Genomic DNA, 18139 nt, shown 5'->3' with positions numbered 1-18139 from the left:
GGTCGATCGAGGCTGGTCAGTCGAAACGGTGAAGGGCGCGGAAGACAGCCCCATGCGAGAGGTGGTGACGCCGCTCAAGATCGGCGAGCGTCGCACCTGCCGCGTGCTCCGAAATCAGCCGTCGAGCGTGTTTGTCCGTGACGCCAGATTGGCGGATCGCAGCGTGCTGCTGGCGCAGGAAGCGGAGCAGCGCGGATGGTGCAACACCATGCTTACGCGCGATCAATGTCGCGCTGTCGCCAGCTTCGTAGTCATCAACGATTCGCTGCACCTGTGCCGGAGTGAAGCGCTGTGTCAGTGGCACGCTGGTGCGGCCGCGTGGTGGTCGGGACGCCGAATCCCGTCCACCGCCCGCGCGTAGTTTTGCCAGTCCACAAGGGTTAAAGCCCGACCCGGTATGGTTTGAACAGAGGCGGATAAGGCCAGCAAGGAAAACCCCCGCTCACGCGGAGGTTTTGCATTTGTGGCGATGCGGCGCAGGCGCGGTGCGTACGTCGGGCGTCACGGCATGGCATCCCCGATGTAGGAGTACTTCAGGAACACCTCCGACGCCCAGCCGGCCTCGTCGAGCACACCCTGCACCGCGGTCATCATGTACTTCGAGTCCCACCCCATGTACAGGTACTGACCGTCGGCGACTTCGTCCCACTGGCCGTTCCACGCCATCGAGGGGTAGAGCGGCCCGCCGCGGCGTGCGCTGAAGTCGATGACGCTCTGACGCGAGTCGGCCCACAGGCGCTTGAACACCCGGTTGAAGAGGTAGCGGACGTCCTTGACCTCCCAGTGCTCGCCACGGAACTCCACGTAGTCGAACTCGCGCTGCCATCCCCGGGGCCAGCCGCGACGCTTCTTGGCATCCAAGATCGGGGTGAGGTTGTCGTCGTCGATCCCGACGACCGCCGGACGCGCCCACACCTCCGCGAAGCGCGCCGTGAGGCTCTCCGTGCGCGCCGCGATCGCTGCCGTGTTCCACGACGGCTCGAGCGCCAGCTCGGCGGTGGGAACGACGGCGCTGCGGGCGTAGACGTCGCGCTTGGCGGGGAAGGGAGCGTCGAACGCGCGATCGAACAGGTCGCCTTCGAGGAGCACCAGGTTGCCGAGGGTCTGCGCGAGCGCCCGATGCGCGTTCTGCTCGTCGTCGGTGTAGTCCGCCCAGCGGCGGACGCCGTCGCCGGTCCAGTCGTCGCTCGGGGCGAGCGGGACCACATGGTCGACGTCGAGGCCGTCGTGTTCGTCCACGCCCGCAAGGCGTCCCAGCACATAGGGCGCGTGGGGGAGGTCGCTGTACTTCAGGCCGACGCGGGCGCGCTCATCGGACGGCGTGATGCGGGCGATGGCGTGGACGAGCGGTTCGCGGCCCTCGTCGGCGGCGCGGCAGAGCCGGGCGACCAAGCGGTCGTTGGAGAGGCCGACCACCTTGCGGCGGAGGAGGAGCGACTGGAGGTGCTCGGTCGACGCGATGAGCTCGTCGACGCTCAGCGTGCCCGCGAGGTGGTCGCGGTAGAGCCGCATGACGAGGGGGTACATGCCGCGGCCGAAGGTGTTGAGGTAGGCGAACTGTCGGCCGATCTCCGGGTCGGGGGCCAGCGGGGGGTCGAGCAGCGCGCGGTAGATCTCCGAGAGTTCGCGCCATCGGCCGGCGTGGATGCGCAGCGTGTCGATCCCCAGGCGAGGGAACTCGTTTCGGAAGGCGTCGTACACGCCACGCTCGCCCACGACGGCGACCTCACGCCCGGTCAGCATGACGAGGTAGTGGCGCCAGAACGAGCCGATCTGCTCACCGGTGTTCTGCTCGATCGGGAGCCAGTAGTCGTTCTCGATCTCGCTCTGCTCGGCGTGAGACAACCCCATCAGCACGTAGTTGTGGATGAGTTCGTGGTCGCGCAGCGGTTCGCCGGTGGAGTTGAGGCTCTCGAAGATCTGCTGCGCATTGGCGTCCGCGCCCAGGGTGATCGACACGTGCTCGAGCTTCTGGAGGCCGCGCCAGATGTGTGCGGCCTCGTCGGGTCGGATCTGACTGCGGAAGAAGGCGTAGTTGTCGTCGAACCGCGACTCGCGCTGTGCGTCGTCGGGGGAGCGGCGGTCGAGGACCACGCTCTCGAACACGTCGGCCCACGCCCGGTGCGGTCGCAGCTTCGTGCGGCTCCGGTCGCTGTCGCGCACGAGCACGCGCGCGAGCTCCGCCGCGAGTGCGGGGTCGTCGTCGACGAGGGTGTGGTGGAGCGCCGCGACGAGCAGCATGAGGGTCGTGATGCGCTGCTGACCGTCGATCAGCACGAGGTGCGCATCGTCGGATGCGCTGGTGGACGCAGTGGAGAGGATCGAGCCGATGAAGTGCGTGTGCCCGTGGTCGGTGTCGGCGACGGCGCGGATGTCGTGGAGCAGCTGCTCGCACCCGCCGATGTCCCAGCGGTACTGGCGCTGATAGACGGGGACCACGATCGTGGTCTCGGATGCCGAGAGCCACGCGATCGTGTTGACGGCGGTGGCATCGACATTCGTGGCAGTGCTCATGTTCTCCGTATCGCTCCTCGGAACCCCCGACGAGTCTAATCGGCCCCCGAGGGCGGCTCTGTAGGCTTGCCTAAGTCGGACCTGTAAAAACTTCGCTGGTCCGCGGAAAGGGCATGATTCGTCATGGGTTACATCAAGTCGAAGCATCTCGAGGAGACGGGCTACGTCGTCCTCGATCGCTACAACAAGGAGATCGATCCGAAGGAGTGGCTCGACGTCGAGTACGTCGACTGGAAGTCCTCCGGTGACACGCGCTTCGCGCCGCTCGCATCCGCCAAGGGCGAGATCGAGTGCAACGGGTTCTGGAACCACAAGCCGCCGCGCACCGACAAGGACGGTGTCTGGATCGACTCGCAGACCGCCATCGCGCCCACGCTCACGGAGCGCGCGCTCGAGCCGGGTTCGAACGTCGGCCGCTGCCGCATCATCGAACTGCAGCCGAACACCTACGCTGACTGCCTCTACAACCTGCACCAGGACGACAACAACCGCCTGAACCCCGACGGTACGGGATGGGTCGTCCGCAGCTTCTTCAACCTCACCGACGACAAGGACAGCTTCTTCGTCCTCCGGGAGAACCGCACCGATCCGAGCGAGGAGACGCGCATCGCGCTCCCCGCCGGCGCGCAGCTGATCATCGACACCCAGCGGCTGTGGCACGCGGCGACGCACCACGGTGACGCGCCCCGCTACTGCCTGATCACCTCGTGGACGAGCGGCCCCGAGCTCGACGCGTACATCGAGAAGTACAACGGCGTGAACCGTGTCGAGAGCTTCCCGGTCGACCAGGAGGAGCTCGACGCCGGTCAGGCGGAGCAGGCTCGCCGCCTCGCCGCGCGTGCCGCCGCTCTCGCCGCGCGCGGGCAGAAGGAAGTGACGGTGATGAGCGAGGCCTGAGCCTCGCGATTCACACGAAGGTCCCGGCCGACAGGCCGGGACCTTCGTCGTTGTGGCGGGAGTGGGAGCAGGCATTTCCGTGCGATGCGGTCATCGGCATCCGAGTGTTGTCACATGTTGGTATGTGTTGTAATGTGTGGCTTGTTCAAGGAGGACCACATGTACGCAACGGAGCGCCAGCAGCAGATCGAGCAGCTGATCGCCGCCGACGGACGTGTCGCGGTCGTCGATCTGGCGGATCGATTCGGTGTCACCACGGAGACCGTGCGTCGCGACCTCGCCCACCTCGAACGCACCGGTCTCGTGCGGCGCGTGCACGGCGGCGCCGTCAGTCGCACGCGGGCGAGCACCGTCGAGCGCTCTCTCGCCGAGCGCACCGGTGTCCGCAGCGGAGCGAAGCAGGCGATCGCCCGCGCCGCGGTGGACCTCCTCGGGAACGGCCTCGACGGCGCAGTGTATCTCGACGCCGGCACGACGACCGCGGCCGTCGCCCAACTCCTCGCTCGGGAGACCGTCGTCGGCACCGGGCTCGAGGTCGTGACGCACTCGATGACGGTGGCGCACACGCTCGCCGGTTCCCCGGCCGTCGGACTGACCGCGATCGGCGGACGCGTGCGCGGACTCACTGCCGCTGCGGTGGGCGCCCAGACAGTCGAGGCGGTCTCGCGACTGCGTCCCGACGTGGCTCTCGTCGGCGTCAACGGCATCTCTGCCGCGTTCGGACTGAGCACCCCCGACCCGGACGAGGCAGCCGTCAAGCGCGCCGTGGTCGCCGCGGCGCGACGGGTCGTTGTCGTCGCGGATGCCGAGAAGTTCGATGCCGAACTCCTCGTCTCCTTCGCGCCGCTGTCGGCGGTCGACGTTCTCATCACCGACGCCGAGCCCCGCGGTGACCTCGCACGTGCGCTCGACGACGCCGAAGTCGAGGTGCATGTCGCATGATCGTCACCGTCACGACCAATCCGTCGCTCGATCGCACGATCAGCATCGGCGAGCCGCTCCGCGTCGGCGAAGTGCAGGCCGCCGTCGGTTCGCGGGAAGACGCGGGCGGCAAGGGCATCAACGTCGCTCGTGTGATCGCGGCGGCCGGACACCCGACCATCGCCGTGCTTCCGCTCGACGAGAGCGACCCCTTCGCGGCCGCACTGCGCGGCGCGCGGCTGCCGGTGCGCACGGTGCGCGTGCACGGACCGGCGCGGGCGAATCTCACCATCGCCGACCCCGAGGGCGTCACTACGAAACTCAATCTTCCCGGCATCTCGCTGACCGAAGAGGATGCCTCCGCACTGGCGGATGCCGTCGTCGAGACGGCCGGGGGAGCCGACTGGCTCGTGCTCGCGGGCTCACTGGCCCCGGGGTTGCCCGACGACTACTACGTTCACCTCATTCGTGCCGTTCGCGCCCGCTGGGGCGCCCACGCGCCGGCGATCGCGGTGGACACGTCGGGCGCCGCGCTGCGCGCCGTGGTCGAGCACGGCCATCCCGACCTCATCAAGCCGAACGAGGACGAGCTCGCCGCGCTGGCGGGCATCGCGCTCGAGCCCGGGGCGCCGCTCGCCGAGGCCGTTCTCCCCGTCGCGCGCAAGCTCGTCCCCGAGAAGGTGGGGGCGGCCTTCGTGACGCTCGGTGGCGACGGCGCTGTCCTCGTCACGGCTGACGGCGCATGGCACGGCACCCCGCCGCCGATCCAGGTGCGGAGCACGGTGGGGGCGGGCGACAGCTCCCTCGCCGGCTACCTCCTCGCCGGGGCCGCGGGAGCACCGCCCGAAGAGCGCGTGCGCGGCGGCATCCGCTACGGCTCCGCCGCGGCATCCCTGCCCGGGACGCAGGCGCCCGCCCCCCACGACCTTCCCCCCGGCGACGTGCCGGTCCGTCCGCTCTCGTAACGCACACAACCCGACCACTGGAGGTCACCGTGACAGAGATCATCACCGCGGAGCTCGTCAGTCTCGACGAACCGCTCGGCAGCGACAAGCGCGCTGTCATCGAGGCCCTCGCGGCGCGCGTCGCCGCTCAGGGCCGAGCCACCGACGCTGCGGCGCTCGCGGCCGACGCGTGGGCCCGTGAGCAGAAGGACGAGACCGGGCTCCCCGGCGGGATCGCGATCCCGCACGCGAAGAGCGCCGCCGTCACACAGGCGACGCTCGCGTTCGCGCGGCTCACGCCCGGCGTGGACTTCGGCGCGCCCGACGGTCCCGCCGACCTCGTCTTCCTCATCGCCGCGCCGGACACCGCTGCCGAGGAACACCTCGCCGTCCTCTCGCAGCTGGCCCGCAGCTTCATGCGCGACGACTTCACGACGGGCCTTCGCACCGCAGCGACGCCTGCCGATGTCGTCGCGCTCGTCACCGCCGCCGTCTCCGGCACCCCCGCTGCATCGGCCAGTGCCCCGGCCGCAGCGGAGGCCGACGCCGCGCACCAGATCGACGGGCGCCCCGCCCGCATCGTCGCGGTGACGGCCTGCGCCACCGGCATCGCGCACACCTTCATGGCGGCCGATGCACTGGCGGCAGCCGGTGAGAAGGACGGCGTCGATCTCGTCGTCGAGCCGCAGGGCTCGAGCGGCTACAAGGCGATCGACTCCGGAATCATCGATCAGGCGGATGCCGTCATCTTCGCGGTCGACGTCGACGTGCGCGAGCAGCAGCGATTCGCCGGCAAGCCCGTCGTGCGCGCGGGTGTCAAGCGCGGCATCGAGCAGCCGTCGCAGCTGATCGCCGAAGCGGTGGCTGCGGCCAAGAATCCCGGCGCTCCGCGGGTGGCCGCAGGCGCCGCGACCGGAGCGACCTCATCGGCCGCACCGACGTCGCTCGGGGGCACCGTCAAGCGGGCACTCCTCACCGGCGTCAGCTACATGATCCCTTTCGTCGCCGGTGGTGGTCTGCTCATCGCGCTCGGCTTCCTGCTGGGCAACTACAACGTCACGGACAACGCTCAGGACGTCGTGCTCAACAACTCGCTGTGGAACCTGCCGACGGAGAACATCACGTCGATGTTCGGTCCGCTCGGGCAGTACCTCGGATCGGTGGCGTTCGTCATCGGTGCGGCGTCGTTCGGCTTCCTCGTCCCTGCTCTCGCGGGCTACATCGCGTACGGCATGGCCGATCGACCGGGTATTGCCCCCGGTTTCGTGGCCGGTGCGGTCGCCTCCCTCATGGGCGCCGGCTTCCTCGGCGGTATCGTCGGCGGTCTGCTGGCGGGTCTTGCCGCGTGGTGGTTGAACAGCCTCGACGTCCCCCGTTGGCTCCGCGGCCTCATGCCGGTCGTGATCATCCCGCTGTTGGGCTCCATCTTCGCGTCCGGTCTCATGCTCATGGTGCTCGGTGGACCCATCGCCTGGCTCACCGCCGTTCTGAACGACTGGCTGAGCAGCCTGACCGGCGCGGGTGTGGTGCTTCTCGGCGTGATCCTCGGCCTCATGATGTGCTTCGACCTCGGTGGTCCCGTCAACAAGGTGGCCTACGGGTTCGCCACGGCGAACCTCGCTGCCGGCATCGCGGGAGATGAGCGCTACCTGCAGATCATGGCGGCCGTCATGGCCGCGGGCATGGTGCCGCCGTTGGCGATGGCGCTGGCCTCGACCATTCTCGACCGGAAGCTCTTCTCGAAGCCCGAACGCGAGAACGGTAAGGCTGCGTGGCTCCTCGGCGCGGCGTTCATCTCCGAGGGCGCCATTCCGTTCGCCGCCGCGGACGTCTTCCGCGTCATCCCGGCCGCGATGGTCGGCGGCGCGATCACGGGTGCACTGTCGATGGCGTTCGCCGTCACGTCGAAGGCTCCGCACGGCGGCGTGTTCGTCTTCTTCGCCATCGACAACTTCTGGCTGTGGCTGCTCTCGATCGCCATCGGCACGGTCGTCAGTGCGGTGCTCGTCGTCGTGCTGAAGCGGTTCGCCCGCCGGCGTCCGTCCGAGGTTATCGACGGAACGGCGGACGTGCCGGCAGTGGCCGTCACGGCATAGGCTCGTAGCACCGATCCAAGGAGGAACACCATGGCAGAACGCACCGCCACCGTCGCGAGCAGCTCCGGGCTGCACGCTCGCCCCGCCAAGCTCTTCGTCCAGGCGGTCCAAGCCACCGGTGTGCCCGTCACGATCGCCGTCGACGGCGGTCCCGACCTGAACGCCGGGAGCATCCTCACCCTCATGGGTCTGGGCGCCACGCAGGGCACGGTCGTGACGCTGAAGGCCGAGGGTGACGGCGCCGAGGAGGCGCTGGACTCCCTGGTCGCCTTCTTGGAGACCGACCATGACGCCGAGTAACACCCGACAAGAAGACGGATGCCGCGGAGCGAGAGCCCCGCGGCATCCGTCTTTCGTCTTCGGTGCGGTTCAGAGGTCGGTGGACTCGCCGGGTTCCAGCGCGAGGAACTCGCCGCCGCCCTGTGCGGCGGCCCAGGTGAGACGCTGTCGATGCATGTCGAGGCCGATTCGGGAGAGGGTCATGTCGTGGGTGCCGAACGCGCGACGCGGCGCGACGGCGAGCACGAAGTCCATGGCCTCGCCGATCTTGAGCCACGGCGCGCCGATGGGCGCGGCGAGGAGCCCCACGTCGACGCCCTCGGGCACGGTGTAGGAGTCGCCCGGGTAGTAGAAGTCGCCGTTGACGAGCACGCCGAGGTTGTCGACGACGGGCATCGAGGAGTGGATGACGTTGTGCGTGCCGCCGAAGAAGTCGAGGGTGAAGCCGTCGACCGTCACGCTGTCCCCGGCAGCGACCTCGGTGACGTCGAAGCCGGCCGCGGCGGACACGACGCCCGCCGGTCCGAACACCTTCGCTTCGGGGAAGGCTTCCGTCAGACGCTCCAGATGCTCGGCCGTCCAGTGGTCGGGGTGCTCGTGAGTGAGGACGATCGCCACGACCTTGCGGAGGTCGTGCAGGGGCAGGGTGAATCCGCCGGGGTCGATGATCAGGGTGCGCCCCTCGGACTCGAGTCGGAGGCAGGCGTGTTCGTGCTTCGTGACGCGCATGGTGCAAGTCAACGCGTTCGGAGGGGCCGGAAGCAAGGCGCGGCACCGATTTGGCCGGAGCGTTCGAGGCATGGCATAATCGAACGGTTGCCTGATCGGCCCCATCGTATAGCGGCCTAGTACGCCGCCCTCTCACGGCGGTAACGCGGGTTCGAATCCCGCTGGGGTCACCAACACACGAAACGCCCGTCTTCGGACGGGCGTTTCGTGGTTTTCGCGCTCGGTGCGCCTGGTTCAGCGCTCGTCGTCGGCCGCCCTGGACGCCGTCTCCACCGCGCGGCCGCGACGGTCGCGCACCACCCGGCGTACGCCCCAGACGATCAGTCCGGCCACCGCGAGCACGGCGAGCCAGGGGAGCAGGAAGCCCACCGCGATGACGAAGCCGTTGAGCGCCGCCACGAGTCCGTTCCAGCCCGCCGCGACGCCGTCGCCGAATCCGGCAGGATCGGCGGTGACGACGGGGGCCGGTTCGAACAGCGAAACGGTCAGCGTCGACATCCCGACCTGTTCGTCGAGGTACTTCAGTTGCTGCTGGTAGGCCTCCAGCTCGGACTGGCGAGTCGCGAGGGCGTCTTCGGCCGCGATGAGGTCGGCGGTCGATTCGGCCTGCCCGACAAGATCGCGGAGGCGGTCGACCGAGGCGCTCAGCGCGTCGATACGAGCGCGGACGTCTATCGCCTCGGCGGTCACGTCGCGGCGGTCGACCTGCGACGACGTCACGTCGCCGATGTCCGACAGGGCGTTCGTCGTCTCGGTGAGGCTGACGGCGGGTACGCGCACGGTGATCCACGCGCTGGATGCCGGCGGGGCGCTGCCGACGGCGACATCTTCGCCCGCATACGGATCGACGGGATACGGCTCGATCGGCGATCCGCTCGTGCCCACGCTCATGGCCTCGACGTAGCCGCCGGCGGCCTCGGCGATCTCGCCGATGCCTGCCGCTGCCGCCTCGGCATCCGTCACCCGCACCGTCGCGGATGCCGTGGCGATGATCTCCCGCTCGCCCGCAGAGGGCGACGTCACGGGACCGTCCTCTTCAGACGCGGTCGTGGAGCCGGTCATCTCCCCGCCGGTGCCGCCCAGATCGGGATCGGTGGCGGGGGCGATGTCAGGGACGCCCTCCGCCGTGGAGGCGCTGCCATCTCCGCCGAGCAGCGCGGGCATCGACGGGGCGAGCACGGCTGCGACCACCACGACGGCGGCCGCTCCCGCCGCTCCCAGCCACATCCGGCCGCGTCGTGCGCGACGGGCGCGCTCGACGCCGCCGCGTTCACGCCGTTCGTCGTCGATCGCGGCGAAGAGGCTGCGCTCGATCTCGTCGACGCGTGCGTCGGTCAACTCGGGCAGTGTGATGTCCTCGGTGTTCATGTCGTCGTTCACGTCCCCTCCGGTTCCACGACGGTCCGCAACTGCGTGCGGATACGGGAGAGTCGATTCCTGACCACACCATGGGTGACGCCCAGCTCCTCGGCCGCGGCCTGATAGGCGTAGCCTTCCGCGGCGCACAGGCGGAAGATCTGCTGGTCCAACGGGCTCAGCGTCGCCACTTCCTTCAGGATGCGCTCGACGAGCTGCGACTGCACGACCTGGTGTTCGACGTCCACCGTCGACGGCAGCGTCTCCTCCGCAGCGGCCGCCGTGTGGGTGCGGTCGCGCTGCTGCCGCCGGATCCGGTTGGCGCACTGGAAGCGGCAGATGGTGACGAGCCAGGGGAGCAGCGACTCACCCGCGAGCTCCATGCCGGGCAGCTTTCGCCACGCGGCGAGGAAGGTCTCCTGAGTCACCTCCTCGGCATCCGCGGGGTTGCCTACGAGCCCGTGGGCGATCCAGTACACCGGCCGCACGTACGCCCGATAGAGCTCGCGGAAGGCGTGCTCGCTGCCGCCCGCCGCCGCAGCGACGAGCTCGGCGTCGGTGCGCTCCGCGGGTTCGGTCATGATGGTCATATCGTCTCTCAGCCTTGGAGTGTCGGCAATGACGCGAACGTCTCATGACGTGGGTGAGCGGGCGGCGCGCGAGGGGTAGTCTGAACGGGCGAGAGGGAGTATCCCGAAATCGCGCGTCCCGTCATCACGGGCTCCGGAGATGGAGCCCCGGGAGCGCACCGCGCTCTGCGGGGGAGAGACTTTCGACGATTCGTCATCCCTTCCGAAAGGCCCCCATGGACCTCGATCTGCCCATTTGGTTCGAGATCGGCTCGTTGATCGTGCTGACTCTCATCCTGGTCGCCGACCTGCTGATCATCCTCAAGCGGCCGCACATCCCCTCGACGAGGGAGTCGACACTGTGGGTGGTCTTCTACGTGACGCTCGCGCTGATCTTCGCGGGACTCATGTGGATCTTCGCGGGCGGGGAGTTCGCCGGGCAGTTCGTCGCGGGCTGGCTGACGGAATACAGCCTGTCGATCGACAATCTGTTCGTCTTCGTGCTGATCATGAGCCAGTTCGCCGTGCCCCGCCGCTATCAGCAGGAAGTGCTGATGGTAGGCATCATCATTGCGCTCGTCCTGCGCGGGCTCTTCATCCTCGCCGGCGCGGCCATCATCGAGCAGTTCAGCTGGGTGTTCTACCTCTTCGGCGCGTTCCTCGTGTGGACGGCGTGGCGACAGGCATTCCCGGGCGGCAACCACGAGGACGAGGTGCAGCGGGAGAACTTCATCGTCCGGCTGCTGCGCCGGACGATCGACATCTCCGACTCCTACGACGGGGCCAAGATCCGCACGGTCGTCGGTGGGAAGAAGATGTGGACGCCGATGATCATCGTCTTCGCGGCGATCGGTGTGACCGATCTGCTCTTCGCGATCGACTCCATCCCCGCCATCTTCGGCATCACGCAGAGCCCCTTCATCGTCTTCACGGCGAACCTCTTCGCGCTGATGGGCCTCCGTCAGCTCTACTTCCTGCTGGGAGACCTGCTCGATCGGCTGCGCTACCTGCACTACGGCATCGCGTTCATCCTCGCCTTCATCGGCGTGAAACTCGTCTTCCACGCGATGCACGTCAACGAGCTGCCCTTCATCAACGGTGGGGAGCACATCGAGTGGGCGCCCGAGATCTCCACCTGGATGTCGCTCGGCGTGATCGTGGTGGCCATGGTCGTCGCCACCCTCGCGAGCCTGGCCGCATCGGCACGAGAGCGCCGCGCGATCGCCTCCGACGGCGCCGCGACGTCCGATGCGACGCCGGTGGGCGCCGCGCAGACGGTCGCGGAGGAGAAGGGAACGCCGTCGACCGTGGTCGATCCGTCGACCGACGGCACGGACGACCGCCGATCGTGAAGTGGTAATCTGGCCCGATGCGGTTCGCTCGCCTTCTCCTTAGCGGCCGCGGCGAGACCTCGTTCTGAGCCCTCTCTCGTCGCGGAGTCCGTCGCGGGCACACCCCCTTTCTGGAGAACGAGATACATGAGCACTGCGATTCCGGACCGCCCCCGCACCCTGGCCGAGAAGGTCTGGGACGACCACCTCGTGGTCAAGGGTGAAGACGGCCAACCCGACCTGATCTACATCGATCTGCACCTCGTGCACGAGGTCACGAGCCCGCAGGCTTTCGACGGCCTCCGCGCGGAAGGGCGCCCCGTACGTCGGCTCGATCTGACGATCGCGACGGAGGATCACAACACCCCGACGCTCGACATCGACAAGCCGATCGCCGACCTCACCAGCCGGACGCAGATCGAGACCCTGCGGCGCAATGCCGCGGAGTTCGGTGTGCGCCTGCACTCCTTGGGCGACAAGGAGCAGGGCATCGTGCACGTCGTGGGCCCCCAGCTGGGGCTCACGATGCCGGGGATCACCGTCGTCTGCGGCGACTCGCACACCAGCACGCACGGCGCCTTCGGTGCGATGGCGTTCGGCATCGGCACGAGCGAGGTCGAACACGTGCTCGCGACGCAGACGCTGCCGCTCAAGCCCTTCAAGACGATGGCGATCACGGTCGAGGGAGAGCTCAAGCCCGGTGTCAGCGCGAAGGACATCGTGCTCGCCGTCATCGCGAAGCTCGGCGCCAACGGCGGGCAGGGCTACGTGCTCGAGTTCCGCGGCAGCGCGATTCGCGCGTTGTCGATGGAAGGCCGCATGACCATCTGCAACATGTCCATCGAGGCGGGCGCCCGCGCGGGGATGGTCGCTCCCGACGAGACGACGTTCGCATACGTAAAGGGGCGCGATCACGCTCCCACGGGCAAGGACTGGGAGGATGCCGTCGCCTACTGGCGCACGCTGCCTTCCGACGAAGGCGCCGTCTACGACGCCGAGGTGTTCCTCGACGCGAACGAGCTCGAGCCGTTCGTGACGTGGGGCACGAACCCCGGGCAGGGCGTCTCGCTGAGCGACGTCGTCCCCGATCCTGCGTCGTTCGCCGACCCGAACGAGCGGGCGGCAGCCGAGCGAGCACTCGAATACATGGACCTGACGGCGGGCACACCTCTGAAGGATGTCGCCGTCGACGCCGTGTTCATGGGTTCGTGCACCAACAGCCGCATCGAGGACCTTCGCCAGTTCGCCTCGATCATCCAGGGTCGGACGAAGGCCGAGGGCGTGCGCGTCATGGTGGTGCCGGGCTCCGCGCGCGTCCGCCTCGAGGCGGAGGCCGAAGGTCTCGACCGTATCTTCTTGGACTTCGGCGCGGAGTGGCGTTTCGCCGGGTGCTCGATGTGCCTCGGGATGAACCCCGATCAGCTCGCCCCGGGTGAGCGCTGCGCCTCGACGAGCAACCGGAACTTCGAGGGCCGGCAGGGCAAGGGCGGACGCACGCACCTGGTATCGCCGCTCGTCGCGGCATCCACTGCAGTCCTCGGGCGCCTTGCGAGCCCGAGCGATCTGCCCGCGATCGAGAAGGTGGAGGCCTGAGTATGGACGCGTTCACGACGCACACCGGAGTCGCCGCGCCACTGAAGCGCTCGGCGGTCGACACCGACCAGATCATCCCGGCCGTGTACCTCAAGCGGGTCACGAAGACGGGATTCGATGACGCGCTGTTCGCCAACTGGCGTCAGGATCCGACGTTCGTCCTCAACCAGCCGGCGTATGCCCACGCGAGCATCCTCGTGGCGGGACCCGACTTCGGCACCGGATCGAGCCGTGAGCACGCCGTCTGGGCGCTGCGCGACTACGGCTTCAAGGTGGTGCTGAGCCCGAAGTTCGCCGACATCTTCCGGGGCAACTCCGGAAAGCAAGGCCTCGTCACCGGCGTCATCTCCGAGGACGCCGTCGAGCGCATCTGGGCAGAGCTCGACGCGCAGCCCGGCGCGGAGATGACGGTCGATCTCGTCGCCCGCACGGCGCGCGTCGGCGAGTACGAGACCTCCTTCGAGATCGACGATTACACTAGGTGGCGGCTCCTCGAAGGGCTCGACGACATCGGGCTCACGCTGCGCAACGCAGATCAGATCGCGCAGTTCGAGGCGCGCCGTGAGGCGTGGCGGCCGCGGACGCTCCCTGTTCCGTAGCCCGAAGCACGCCCCTCACGACGGGGCGCGCAGACGTTTCCTCGAGATACAAGTGAGGTCCACCGGATGAACACACTCCTGAGCGAGTCCACCTCGTCGCCCTCGGGCGGCGGAGACAGCGGGCAGGTGCTGACCATCCGGGGCGGGAGGCCGTTGACCGGTCGCGTCGACGTCAAGGGGGCGAAGAACCTCGCGACGAAGGCGATGGTCGCCGCTCTTCTCGGCGAGTCGGCGAGCGTGCTGCGCGACGTCCCCGAGATCAGCGACGTCCACGTCGTGCGCTCGCTGCTCGAGGTTCACGGCGTGACCGTGGAGGAAGAGGGCGACGGCGTGCTCCGGCTCGACCCGAGCGGTGCGGTCTCGGCCCACATGGAGGAGATCGACGCGCACGCGGGCGCGTCCCGCATCCCGATCCTCTTCTGCGGTCCGCTCCTGCACCTGCTCGGACAGGCCTTCATCCCCGACCTCGGCGGCTGCCGGATCGGGGACCGGCCGATCGACTTCCACCTCGACGCCCTGCGCGCGTTCGGGGCGATCGTCGACAAGCTCCCCAGTGGCATCCGGCTGTCGGCGCCCGACGGACTCCACGGCGCGAACATCGAGCTGCCGTATCCGAGCGTCGGCGCCACGGAGCAGGTGCTGCTGACGGCCGTCCGCGCGAAGGGGACCACCGAGCTTCGCAACGCCGCCATCGAGCCCGAGATCATGGATCTGATCGCGGTGCTGCAGAAGATGGGCGCGATCATCTCCTACGAGCCCAACCGCGTCATCTTCATCGAGGGCGTCGACTCGCTTCGCGGCTACGACCACCGCTGCATCTTCGATCGCAATGAGGCTGCATCCTGGGCGTGCGCGGCGCTGGCGACCGACGGCGACATCTTCGTCGCCGGCGCGAAGCAGCAGGAGATGCTGACCTTCCTCAACGTCTTCCGCAAGGCCGGCGGCGACTTCGACATCGCCGAGGACGGCATCCGCTTCCGCCGCGGCGGCGCGCTCAAGCCGATCGTCGTCGAGACCGATGTGCACCCGGGCTTCATGACCGACTGGCAGCAGCCGCTGATCGTCGCGTTGACGCAGGCGGAGGGCGTATCGACCGTGCACGAGACCGTGTATGAGAACCGCCTCGGGTTCACGCGCGCCCTCAACCTGATGGGTGCCGACATCGTGGTGCACCCCGAGGGGATCGCCGCGCCGGAGCGCCGGGTGCCGCGACGTGCGCTGGAGCAGGCGGCGGTCATCACCGGCCCCACGCCGCTCCACGGCGCGGATGTCGTCGTGCCGGACCTGCGCGGCGGATACAGCTACGTCATCGCGGCGCTTGCCGCCGAGGGGGAGTCGACCATCCGTAACGTCGACATCATCCGGCGAGGCTACGAGAAGCTGTTCGACAAGCTGGCGGCGCTCGGCGCCGACTTCGTGGTCACGGACTGAGCGCACGTGGGCAACCGTCGGGCCTCGGCCGAGAAGAGCCGGCCGAGCGCGTTCTGGCCGGCAGCGGCGATCGTCGTTCCCGCAGTCGGCTGGTTCGCCAAGATCGAGATCGAGGGCGGGGAGCACCTTCCCCAGGAAGGCGCCTACATCCTCGCGCCGAATCACTACAGCGAGTTCGATCCGCTGATCACCGCGGTCGCCACGTGGCGGCTGGGCCGCGCGCCGCGATTCATGGCGAAGGAGAGCCTGTTCCGGGTGCCGCTCCTCGGAGGGCTCCTGCGGTCGCTCGGGATGATCCCCGTCGCGCGGGCGTCCACCGCCGCGGCCGCCAAGCAGACCATCTCCCAGGCCGAGGAGCTCGTGGAGTCGGGGCGAGGGGTCATCGTCTACCCGGAGGGCTCCCTCACGCGCGACCCCGACATGTGGCCCATGCGAGGAAAGACCGGTGCCGTCCGGCTCGCCCTCCTCGGGAATCTGCCGGTGATCCCCGTCGCCACGTGGGGCGTCCAGGAGATCATGCCGCGGTACGGCAAGCTTCGCGTCTTCCCGCCGCGACGTCGCGTGCGCGTGCTGCTCGGTCCGGCCGTCGACCTGGAGCCCTATCGCGCGGTGCGCACCTCGACCAACCTCGTCAACGCGACGGATGCCGTCATGTCGGAGATCTCGCGCCTCTTGGGTGTCCTTCGCGGGGAGACGCCCCCGGCCGAACGCTGGGATCCCGCGAACCACGGGCAGAGGGAGACGGGGCGCCTTGAGCCGTAGACAGGAGTTGGTCCGCCCCCGCATCGCCGTCATCGGCGCCGGGAGCTGGGGGACCACATTCGGGAAGGTGCTCGCCGATGGGGGCGCGCACGTCGTCATGTGGGCGCGTCGTTCCGAGCTCGCGCAGGAGATCCAGGAGGGTCACCGCAACAGCGAGTACCTGCCGGGAGTGAACCTCCCTCGCAGCATGTCGGCGACGACGCACCTGTCGGAAGCGCTCGACGGGGCCAGCCAGGTGTACCTGGCGATCTCGAGCCAGGCGCTGCGTCAAAACCTCAAGGCGATTCGTCCGCTCATCGCCGAAACCGATGCGCCGGTCGTTTCGCTCATGAAGGGTGTGGAGAAGCGCTCGGGCCTTCGGATGAGCCAGGTGATCGAGCAGGAGCTCCACTGCGATCCCGCGCGCATCGCGGTCGCCTCGGGTCCGAACCTCGCACTCGAGATCGCGCGGGAGCAGCCGACTGCGGCCGTGATCTCCTCCTCCAGCCGCGAGACGGCCGAGGCCGTCGCGCTCCGCGCCCGCAACTCCTACTTCCGCACGTTCGTCAACACCGACGTCGTGGGCACGGAGTTCGGCGGTGTCCTCAAGAACCTCATCGCGGTGGCGATCGGCATCGTCGACGGCGTCGGGTACGGCGAGAACACGAAGGCATCCATCATCACGCGCGGCCTCGTCGAAATGACCGACTTCGCCGTCGCGCAGGGTGCGGAGCCCGAGACGCTGCAAGGCCTCGCCGGACTCGGCGATCTGATCGCCACGTGTCAGTCTCCGCTCAGCCGCAACAACACGGCCGGACGGCTCCTCGGGCAGGGGTACAGCTTCCAGGACGTCGTCAAGCAGATGAACCAGACCGCGGAGGGACTGGCATCCGTCGCTCCCATCCTGCAGCTCGCCCGGGAGGCAGGCGTGCAGATGCCCATCGTCGAGCAGGTCAAGATGGTCCTCGACGGCACGATGAACCCGCGGGATATCGCCCCGCATCTGACGACGGACGACGACAAGCCCAAGGGTGAGAGGATGCAGGATGGTCAAGGCGGCAGTGGTGGTGCTCTTCGGAGGACGTTCGAGCGAGCACTCGATCAGCTCCGCCACGGCCGGCGGGGTGCTGCGCGCGATTGATCGGGAGCGGTTCCGGGTGGTGCCCGTCGGCATCACCCGCGACGGCGCGTTCGTGCTCGAAGACGACGACCCCGACAAGTTCGCCCTGAGTCACGGTGCGCTGCCGGAGGTCGTCGACAACGGCACCCGCATCCTCTGGCCGGAGTCGACGCTCTCTCGCGAGCTGCGGGTGCGGCGCGGCGACGGCACGGTCGAGTCGCTCGGCGACATCGACGTCGTCTTCCCGATCCTGCACGGCAGGTTCGGGGAGGACGGCACGGTGCAGGGCTTCCTCGAACTGCTCGGCCTGCCGTACGTGGGTGCGGGGCTGCTCATGTCCGCGATCGGCATGGACAAGCACACGACGAAGAGCATCCTGAAGGCCGCCGGCGTCCCGGTCGTTCCGTGGATCGCTTTCACCCGCAGCGATCTCGACCGCGATCGGGAGCTCTGGATGCGTCGAGCGCGGTCGCTCGGTCTCCCCGTCTTCGTCAAGCCCGCTCGGGCCGGCTCGAGCGTGGGGGTCTCGAAGGTGTCCTCGTGGGACGAGTGGGATGCGGCTCTCGAGGTCGCCTTCGCCGAAGACGCGACCGTGCTGGTGGAGCAGGCCGTGGTCGGGCGTGAGGTCGAATGCGGCGTCCTGGAGGGTCGCGATGGTGGAGCGCCCCGCGTGAGCGTCGCCGGCGAGATCGTCATCTCGGGTCGCGACTTCTACGATTTCGAGGCGAAGTACCTCGATGCGCCCGGGATCGACCTCGTGTGCCCGGCGGACATGCACGATGGCGAGCTGGCCGAGATGCAGCGCATCGCGGCACGGGCGTTCGAGGCGGTCGGTGGAGAAGGACTCGCCCGCGTCGACTTCTTCTTCACGGGCACCGACTTCTACGTCAACGAGGTCAACACGATGCCCGGGTTCACACCGATCTCGATGTTCCCGAAGTGCTGGATCGCGTCGGGCCTGCCGTACGACGCCCTGCTGACCGAGCTGATCGACCTCGCGCGCGTGCGGTGAGCGCCGG

General features: G+C 68.6%; 17 protein-coding genes and 1 tRNA gene. 13 read left to right on the top strand and 5 right to left on the bottom strand.

Features of this window, described 5'->3' with window-relative positions; all coding sequences use genetic code 11:
- Positions 1-16: 16 nt before the first annotated feature.
- Positions 17-304, bottom strand: coding sequence for a transposase (locus ACSQ18_RS08070; protein WP_436036658.1), 288 nt, complete (start codon positions 302-304; stop codon positions 17-19).
- A gap of 197 nt (positions 305-501) precedes the next feature.
- Entirely contained in the window at positions 502-2514 is a 2013-nt protein-coding gene (locus tag ACSQ18_RS08065) for a DUF262 domain-containing protein (protein WP_436036656.1), read from the bottom strand.
- 123 nt (positions 2515-2637) lie between these two features.
- Here ACSQ18_RS08065 and ACSQ18_RS08060 point away from each other — a divergent pair, with 123 nt between their 5' ends.
- The 5 genes from ACSQ18_RS08060 to ACSQ18_RS08040 all read left to right on the top strand — a co-directional run bounded on the left by ACSQ18_RS08060 (position 2638) and on the right by ACSQ18_RS08040 (position 7672).
- Positions 2638-3411, top strand: a complete 774-nt coding sequence (locus ACSQ18_RS08060; protein ID WP_301040210.1) for a hypothetical protein — start codon at positions 2638-2640, stop codon at positions 3409-3411.
- Positions 3412-3570: 159 nt separating this feature from the next.
- The gene (locus tag ACSQ18_RS08055; protein ID WP_436036654.1) at positions 3571-4353 is read left to right on the top strand and encodes a DeoR/GlpR family DNA-binding transcription regulator; all 783 of its coding nucleotides are present in this window, start codon (positions 3571-3573) and stop codon (positions 4351-4353) included.
- On the top strand, positions 4350-5297 hold the full coding sequence (locus tag ACSQ18_RS08050) for a 1-phosphofructokinase family hexose kinase (RefSeq protein ID WP_436036652.1): 948 nt from the start codon (positions 4350-4352) through the stop codon (positions 5295-5297). Before ACSQ18_RS08055 ends, ACSQ18_RS08050 begins: the two co-directional genes overlap by 4 nt.
- A gap of 29 nt (positions 5298-5326) precedes the next feature.
- Entirely contained in the window at positions 5327-7372 is a 2046-nt protein-coding gene (locus ACSQ18_RS08045; RefSeq protein WP_436036650.1) for a PTS fructose transporter subunit IIABC, read from the top strand.
- A gap of 30 nt (positions 7373-7402) precedes the next feature.
- Positions 7403-7672 (top strand): HPr family phosphocarrier protein, encoded by a 270-nt coding sequence (locus ACSQ18_RS08040; protein WP_067160653.1) that lies wholly within the window; start codon positions 7403-7405, stop codon positions 7670-7672.
- Between the two features lie 69 nt (positions 7673-7741).
- Here ACSQ18_RS08040 and ACSQ18_RS08035 read toward each other — a convergent pair whose 3' ends face one another.
- A complete protein-coding gene (locus ACSQ18_RS08035) occupies positions 7742-8380 on the bottom strand; it encodes an MBL fold metallo-hydrolase (protein WP_436036648.1) in 639 nt (212 codons plus the stop codon).
- Positions 8381-8477: 97 nt separating this feature from the next.
- Here ACSQ18_RS08035 and ACSQ18_RS08030 point away from each other — a divergent pair.
- A tRNA-Glu gene (locus ACSQ18_RS08030) sits at positions 8478-8553 on the top strand.
- 61 nt (positions 8554-8614) lie between these two features.
- On the opposite strand, the gene ACSQ18_RS08025 is transcribed toward ACSQ18_RS08030, so the two are convergent.
- On the bottom strand, positions 8615-9760 hold the full coding sequence (locus ACSQ18_RS08025) for a DUF4349 domain-containing protein (protein ID WP_436036646.1): 1146 nt from the start codon (positions 9758-9760) through the stop codon (positions 8615-8617).
- Complete coding sequence (locus ACSQ18_RS08020) at positions 9757-10317, bottom strand: RNA polymerase sigma factor (RefSeq protein ID WP_301040202.1); 561 nt, start codon at positions 10315-10317, stop codon at positions 9757-9759. The genes ACSQ18_RS08025 and ACSQ18_RS08020 overlap by 4 nt, the downstream gene beginning before the upstream one ends.
- A 224-nt stretch (positions 10318-10541) precedes the next feature.
- Between ACSQ18_RS08020 and ACSQ18_RS08015 the strand changes: the two genes are divergently transcribed.
- The 7 genes from ACSQ18_RS08015 (at position 10542) to ACSQ18_RS07985 (ending at position 18132) form a co-directional block, all read left to right on the top strand.
- Complete coding sequence (locus ACSQ18_RS08015) at positions 10542-11657, top strand: TerC family protein (protein WP_436036644.1); 1116 nt, start codon at positions 10542-10544, stop codon at positions 11655-11657.
- 126 nt (positions 11658-11783) lie between these two features.
- Positions 11784-13229 carry a 3-isopropylmalate dehydratase large subunit gene (gene leuC / locus ACSQ18_RS08010; protein ID WP_436036642.1) on the top strand — a complete coding sequence of 482 codons (1446 nt, stop codon included), beginning with the start codon at positions 11784-11786 and terminating at the stop codon, positions 13227-13229.
- Positions 13230-13231: 2 nt separating this feature from the next.
- Entirely contained in the window at positions 13232-13828 is a 597-nt protein-coding gene (gene leuD / locus ACSQ18_RS08005; protein WP_144808034.1) for a 3-isopropylmalate dehydratase small subunit, read from the top strand.
- Positions 13829-13894: 66 nt separating this feature from the next.
- Positions 13895-15259 carry a UDP-N-acetylglucosamine 1-carboxyvinyltransferase gene (murA, locus tag ACSQ18_RS08000; protein ID WP_436036640.1) on the top strand — a complete coding sequence of 455 codons (1365 nt, stop codon included), beginning with the start codon at positions 13895-13897 and terminating at the stop codon, positions 15257-15259.
- Positions 15260-15265: 6 nt separating this feature from the next.
- Complete coding sequence (locus tag ACSQ18_RS07995) at positions 15266-16021, top strand: lysophospholipid acyltransferase family protein (RefSeq protein ID WP_436036638.1); 756 nt, start codon at positions 15266-15268, stop codon at positions 16019-16021.
- Positions 16011-17141 carry an NAD(P)H-dependent glycerol-3-phosphate dehydrogenase gene (locus ACSQ18_RS07990; RefSeq protein WP_436036636.1) on the top strand — a complete coding sequence of 377 codons (1131 nt, stop codon included), beginning with the start codon at positions 16011-16013 and terminating at the stop codon, positions 17139-17141. Before ACSQ18_RS07995 ends, ACSQ18_RS07990 begins: the two co-directional genes overlap by 11 nt.
- Positions 17047-18132 carry a D-alanine--D-alanine ligase family protein gene (locus ACSQ18_RS07985; protein ID WP_436036635.1) on the top strand — a complete coding sequence of 362 codons (1086 nt, stop codon included), beginning with the start codon at positions 17047-17049 and terminating at the stop codon, positions 18130-18132. Before ACSQ18_RS07990 ends, ACSQ18_RS07985 begins: the two co-directional genes overlap by 95 nt.
- Positions 18133-18139 lie beyond the last annotated feature (7 nt).

The organism is Microbacterium sp. LjRoot45, from assembly GCF_964253325.1.
GTDB lineage: Bacteria > Actinomycetota > Actinomycetes > Actinomycetales > Microbacteriaceae > Microbacterium.
Note: the sequence above shows the minus strand (reverse complement) of the source record. Positions and strands in the feature narration are given on the sequence as shown.